Source organism: Spiroplasma sp. Moj, from assembly GCF_016082285.1.
Classification (GTDB): Bacteria; Bacillota_I; Bacilli_A; order Mycoplasmatales; family Mycoplasmataceae; genus Spiroplasma; species Spiroplasma phoeniceum.
The window spans coordinates 1-6,494 of the sequence record NZ_MQTY02000055.1; the positions used below are offsets into that span (position 1 = coordinate 1).

The 6,494-nt window shown below is 26.2% G+C and carries 4 protein-coding genes and 1 tRNA gene; all 5 read left to right on the forward strand.

From position 1 onward, the window contains the following. The first annotated feature begins 451 nt into the window (after positions 1-451). The 5 genes from BST80_RS03335 (at position 452) to lon (ending at position 6,178) form a co-directional block, all read left to right on the forward strand. Complete coding sequence (locus tag BST80_RS03335) at positions 452-1,156, forward strand: ECF transporter S component (RefSeq protein WP_415745964.1); 705 nt, start codon at positions 452-454, stop codon at positions 1,154-1,156. A 59-nt stretch (positions 1,157-1,215) separates the two neighbouring features. Continuing rightward, positions 1,216-1,292: transfer RNA gene (locus BST80_RS03340), tRNA-Arg, on the forward strand. Between the two features lie 115 nt (positions 1,293-1,407). Next, on the forward strand, positions 1,408-2,166 hold the full coding sequence (locus tag BST80_RS03345) for a DUF3196 family protein (protein ID WP_415745965.1): 759 nt from the start codon (positions 1,408-1,410) through the stop codon (positions 2,164-2,166). A 118-nt stretch (positions 2,167-2,284) separates the two neighbouring features. Next, positions 2,285-3,580 carry a trigger factor gene (gene tig / locus BST80_RS03350; RefSeq protein WP_415745966.1) on the forward strand — a complete coding sequence of 432 codons (1,296 nt, stop codon included), beginning with the start codon at positions 2,285-2,287 and terminating at the stop codon, positions 3,578-3,580. A gap of 279 nt (positions 3,581-3,859) precedes the next feature. Then, a complete protein-coding gene (lon, locus tag BST80_RS03355) occupies positions 3,860-6,178 on the forward strand; it encodes an endopeptidase La (RefSeq protein WP_415745967.1) in 2,319 nt (772 codons plus the stop codon). Positions 6,179-6,494: the final 316 nt, after the last annotated feature.

Sequence of the window (6,494 nt, forward strand, 5' to 3'; positions counted from 1 at the left end):
TTTAGATTCCTATAATTTCTATTTTAAATATATTTTATAGGAATTTTAAAATAACCAGGTTATGCAAGAAGTCTATTGATAAAAACAAAAAAGATACGATAGAGGCAATAACAAACAGAGAAGATATTAAAAATATTAAAATTAAAGAAAAACTTGTTAACTTAGTAAAAGAGTTAACTAGTGAAAATATATCAATTGCAAAAACTAATAAAACTACAATTTTAACTGAAGGATTTAATCGCATTATAGTTACTATAAGTTTTCCTAAAAATGAATACAATGCAACAATTGGTTTAGGAAATGTTAAACCTGAAACAAAATAAATTGTTGGATGTAAAATGCTTTGTATGAATCATATACAAAGCATTTTATATTTAACTGAATAATTTTTATAATTAGTTTTTACTTTGCTATATTTTAAAAATAATTTATAATTAAACAAGGTGATAATATGCAAACAAAAATAAAAAATTTATTTTACTTAGATACAAAAAAAATTGTGGCAATGGCAATTGTGATTGCTTTATATGTTTTATTGTCATGATTAAGTAAAATAATGAATTTAACAGTTTTTCCCGTTACTCCATTTTTAAAAATTGAGTTAACTGATTTTTTAATGTTATTATCTCTTCGTTTGTTTGGTATTATTTATGCTAGTTTTTTAACTATTAGTGTTAGTTGATTACGAATGGTTTATTTAGGTGATACTCCCATTGATGTATTTCCTTTAATGTTAGCAGATTTAATTTTTTTATTAGTTTTTTGATTAGGCGATAATTTTTTACGAAAAGGATTTAATCACTTGTTTAAAAATAATTTTTCAAAAAAAGTTGATTATTTAATTACAACAATAAATGTTAGTTTAGCAACAATTATTGCTTCATTTGTAATGACATTATTTAATTGATTATTTATTTATGACATGTATGCTCATTTCTTACATCTTCCCCACGAAACAGTACAATGATTTAAAAGTATTTTAGTACCGATAGTTATTCCTTTTAATTTATTGAAATTTACGATTAATAGTATTGTTTTTATTTTAATTTATCGTGCAGTAATTCACCTTCAAAAGCAATTTATAATAATAAAACCAACAAAAAAAGTAACAGAAGTATTACATGATTATAATATTATTGATGAAATTTATTTTTAAAAAAGCAAACTTATTTTCTTGAAAATATTCTTTAATTTATGTTATTATTTGTATGGTATGCCCACGTAGCTCAGTAGGAGAGAGCATGCGCCTTCTAAGCGTAGGGTCGGGAGTTCGAATCTCTCTGTGGGCGCCATTTTTTAAATTGTAATTAAATTAAAAACCTTATTTAAATGATTAAATAAGGTTTTATTTTTTTAAAATTGTTATAATAATATAAAAGATTATTTTATCTAAGGAGGATTTATTAAATGCAAACACCATTAAATTATTATGATGAATTAATTAATGAAATTAAAGAATTAATTAGTAATCATAATTACAATGGGGCACTTATCAAAATTAATGATGAATTGTTGATGCCTTATATTCCTCAACAAGTTGAGAAAGTATTAACAACATTATTACAAGAAGTTAATGAAAAAATTTGAGAACAAAAGCCAAGTGAAACAACAGTTTGAACATTAGCAAAAATTAGTGATATTTTAGCGAATCCATCTGATGAGGAAACTCAATTATTAGCTTTTCAATATTTAAAAGACCAAAATTTACGACAAATTTTATCAGTAATTCGTCAATATTTTCTGAATAAAAAAGTCACTGATTTTACAAAGATTTATTTATTATACTTATTAAAAAAACAAGAAATTACAGAAATATTTGAAGTGAAAAAAACAAATGGTATTTTTCACTTGAATCCAAGTCAAATAATACCATATAAAGAAAATGAACAAGTTAAAACCATAATGAAATTATTAGACCAATGAGTTTATAATGATAATCCTAGTTTATACCATACTTGTTTATATTTGCTAGAAACATATTATTATAACTTATATCCTTATTTTTTAGAAAATAATGAAGAAAAAGCATTAACAATTGCAATTATATATCAAGGTCATCGGATATATGGCGAAGAAATAGTAATCCAAGATCTGGCAGAACAATTTACAGTTCAAGTTGAAATAGTAAAAAAATATCTTCCTTACTTAACCCAACAAGAATTATAAAATAAATTATTATTTAGAATTAGACCAAAAAAGCAAAATAAATTGGGGAAAAAAGTTATTTAAAGTCATTCTTTTTGTTATAATAAATTATGTGCAATAATTAGTTAAGGAGTAAAATATGAAATTTAAAGCGGAAAAAATACAAGATAAAGGAATTGGAAAATGATATGTAACCATTGATGGTACAGAATGGACAGATTATATTAAAAAAGCTAAAAAAAAAGCAGCAGAGCAATTAGAGGTTCATGGCTTTCGAAAAGGGAAAGTACCTACTGATTTAATTAAAAAACATCTAACTGAAGCAAAAATTTTAGATGCGGCACATCATTTAGTTGTTAATAAAGCTTATAAGTTTGCGTTTGATCAAAAATCAGATATTGAATCATTTTCATCACCAGTTCCAAGTGTACAAAAAATTAGTAAAACAGAGTATATCTTACAATTAGAATTTGATTTAAAACCAGAAGTTAAAATTAGTAAGTATACTGGTTTTACTGATAAAGAATTAAAAAAGACAAAAATTGAAGTTAAAAAAGCAGATATTGATGATAATATTAATCAATTGCGTAATCGTTTTGCAATTTTTAAACCAAAAACAACAGAAATTACAACTGGAGATACAGTAATTTTTGATTTTGAAGGTTTTGTTGATGGAAAACCATTTAAAGGTGGTAAAGCAACAGATTTTACTTTAGAAATTGGGAGTGGTCAATTTATTCCCGGTTTTGAAGAAGCTATGATTGGTTTAAAAACAGGTGATAAAAAAGAAATTAATGTTACTTTCCCAGCTGATTATCATGTTGAAGAATTAAAATCAACTCCTGCTATTTTTAAGTTAAATATTAAGGAAGTTAAAAAAAAAGAATTACCAGAATTAAATGATGAATTAGCAAAAGATGTTAATTTGAAAGGTATTGATACGTTAGCTAAATTGGAAGCGCATGTTAAAAATAATATTTATGAGCAATTATTAAAACAAGAATATGATCATTTTATTGGCCATTTATTTCGCTTAATTGCAGAAGATTCAAAGATTGCTTTACCAGAATCAATTATTCGTAAAGAAGTAAATCAATTAAAACATGAGTTTGAACAAAAGTTACAAGGTCAACAAATGGATATAAAAACGTATAAAAAACGAACAGGAATGTCAGAAGAAGATATTTTTAATGAGTTATTTAAAGACGCTAAGAATCGTTTAGAAAATGGTGTTATTGTTGATGCAGTTGTTCAAAATGAAAATATTACTGCAACTGAGACAGAAATTGATGAACAATATGAAAAGTTAGGAAAACAATTTGGAATTGATGGTAAAGCATTGAAAGAAACAAAATTAGTATCCGACCAACAAGTAAAAGAACAAATTATGCATGATAAGGTATTTGCCTTTTTATATCAAAATAATGGTGAATAGAATAAAAACTAACATTATTGTTAGTTTTTTTATATAGGAGGATAATCTGGATTAGCATGAAAAGTGCTGAATTTTCTTTCTTTTTATGATATAATAAAAATATTATTAAGTATTAAACTGGTATTCCTTAATTTTGGGGTAAAGATATAATAAACAATAGGTGAGATGATTTTTTTGTTATAATTTTTGTGTAACTTAAATTTATATTGCGATATTTTTTAAAATAAGATAAGATATTGTCAATATAAGTGAAGAAAAGAAACAGGAGGTGTTTTGAAGATGGATTTAAAAATAACACAATTAAAAAATGTACCCGTTCTTGTAACACGGGGTAGTTATATTTTTCCAGGCTTTGAACAAGTATTAGAGGTAGGACGAGATAAATCAATTTTAGCGGTCAATACAGCTAGCAAGGATTTTGATAATCATATTGTGTTAGTTAGTCAAAAAAAACCGTTAGAAGATAATCCAAAATTATCTGAAATTTATCGAATTGGGATTTTAGCAGAGTTAAAAATTCGTAAAGTATGGGAAGATGGTAGTCTAACAGTTAATTTTAAAGCAGTTGATCGAGTAAAAATTTTAGATTTACGCGAAGGAGAATTTTATGCTGCTGATATTGATATTTTAAAATCATTTGTTAAATCAGAAGATAAAATTGTTGAAAAATTAACAGCGAATATTAAAGAATTAATGGAATTACAAGATATTTTGCCAGAAGATTTATTAGATCAAATTGGTGATTCAGTTGATGGGAATGAAGTTGTTGATACAATTGCCCAATTTTTACCATTTATTCCAGTGGCAAAAAAACAAGAAATTATTGAAGAATTAGATGTTGAAAAAAGACTTCAAATTATTTTTGATCATTTAGTTAATAAACAACAAGCCAATGATATTGATAATAAAATTAGCAAAAAAATTAAAGAACGAGTTGATGAACAACAACGTGAATATTACTTACGAGAAAAATTAAAAGCAATTAAAGATGAACTAGATGAATTTGATGGCGCCGCTGACGAAATGAAATTATATAAAGAACGATTAGCAAAAGAACCATTTCCAAAAAATATTAAAGAACGAATTGAACAAGAAATCACTCGTTACGAAGCATTACCACAAGCATCAAGTGAATCAAATATTATTCGAACTTATATTGATTGAATGATGCAAATTCCATGATGGGAAAAAACAGAAGAAAAAAATGATTTAAAATTTGCAAAAGAAGTGTTAGATAAATATCATTTTGGTTTAGATAAAGTTAAGGAAAGAATTATTGAATACTTAGCCGTTAAAACAATGACTAAATCTTTAAAAGGACAAATTATTTGTTTAGTAGGGCCACCAGGGGTTGGGAAAACAAGTTTAGCAAAATCAATTGCTGAAGCAACAGGACGAAAATTTGTTAAAATGGCCTTGGGAGGCGTAAAAGATGAATCAGAAATTCGCGGGCATCGTAAAACATATATTGGAGCGATGCCAGGCCGCATTATTCAGTCAATGAAACGTGCTGGTTCAATAAATCCATTATTTTTATTAGATGAAATTGACAAAATGGCATCAGATTATCGTGGTGACCCCGCTAGTGCAATGTTAGAAGTATTAGATCCAGAACAAAATTCAACCTTTTCTGACCACTACTTAGAAGAAACATATGATTTAAGTGATGTTATGTTTATTGCAACAGCCAATTATTATGATAATATTCCAGAAGCTTTAATTGACCGAATGGAAATTATTCAATTATCATCATATACTGAATTGGAAAAATTCCATATTGCAAAAGATTATTTAGTTCCAAAAGTATTAAGTAATAATGGTTTAGCAGATGGACAATTAATAATTACTTATGATGCAATTAATGAAATAATTAAATATTATACGCGTGAAGCAGGAGTTCGTCAGTTAGAACGAGATTTAAATGCTGTTTCACGGAAATTTATTGTTAAGTTCTTAAATAAAGAAATGGTTAATTTAACAGTTAAACCAGATACTGTTAATGATTTATTAGGTAAACGTCGTTTTGAACATACCGAAAAAGAAAAAGAATCACAAGTTGGAGTTGTAACAGGATTAGCGTATACTCAATTTGGTGGTGATATTTTACCAATTGAAGTTAATAGTTTCTTAGGAAAAGGTTCATTAGTGTTAACTGGAAAATTAGGTGACATAATGAAAGAATCAGCATCAATTGCGTTAGACTATGTAAAAGCAAATTCTGGCAAATTTAACATTGATCCAAAATTCTTTGAAACACATGATATTCATATTCATGTTCCAGAAGGAGCAGTACCAAAAGATGGACCATCAGCTGGAATTACCTTAACAACAGCAATTATCAGTGCTTTAAGTAATCGTCCAGTATCGAAAGATATTGGAATGACTGGTGAAATTACTTTACGAGGACAAGTCTTACCAATTGGTGGCTTACGAGAAAAATTAATTTCTGCGAACCGTAGTGGTTTAAAAACAATTTTAATTCCACATAAAAATATTAAAGATATTGAAGATATTCCAAAAGAAGTGCAAGAAACATTGAATATTATTCCAGTTGGAACATATGATGAAGTTTTCAAAAATGTTTTTGGCACAAACTAATTTTTAAAATGTATCAAATTGATACATTTTTATTTTCTTTGTTTTAACTCTAAATTGACAAAATAATTTAAGTATAGTAGTATCTTGTTGTATATGATTTAAAAAATAGTTTTTTAAAGTACATGGCTTATATTTGTTAGTCTTTAATAAATATAATAATGATAAAGGGTAAAAACTATGNGNGCTNTGGNAAAAGNNNNTNTNNAATTACAATTTACAAATTGTAAACTGTAAAACGAAACGCGCTAAAACAACTCTTATTAAAGGGTTGTTTTTTTATTTGTAAACCCATAATTATTAATTAATTCAGAGAAAG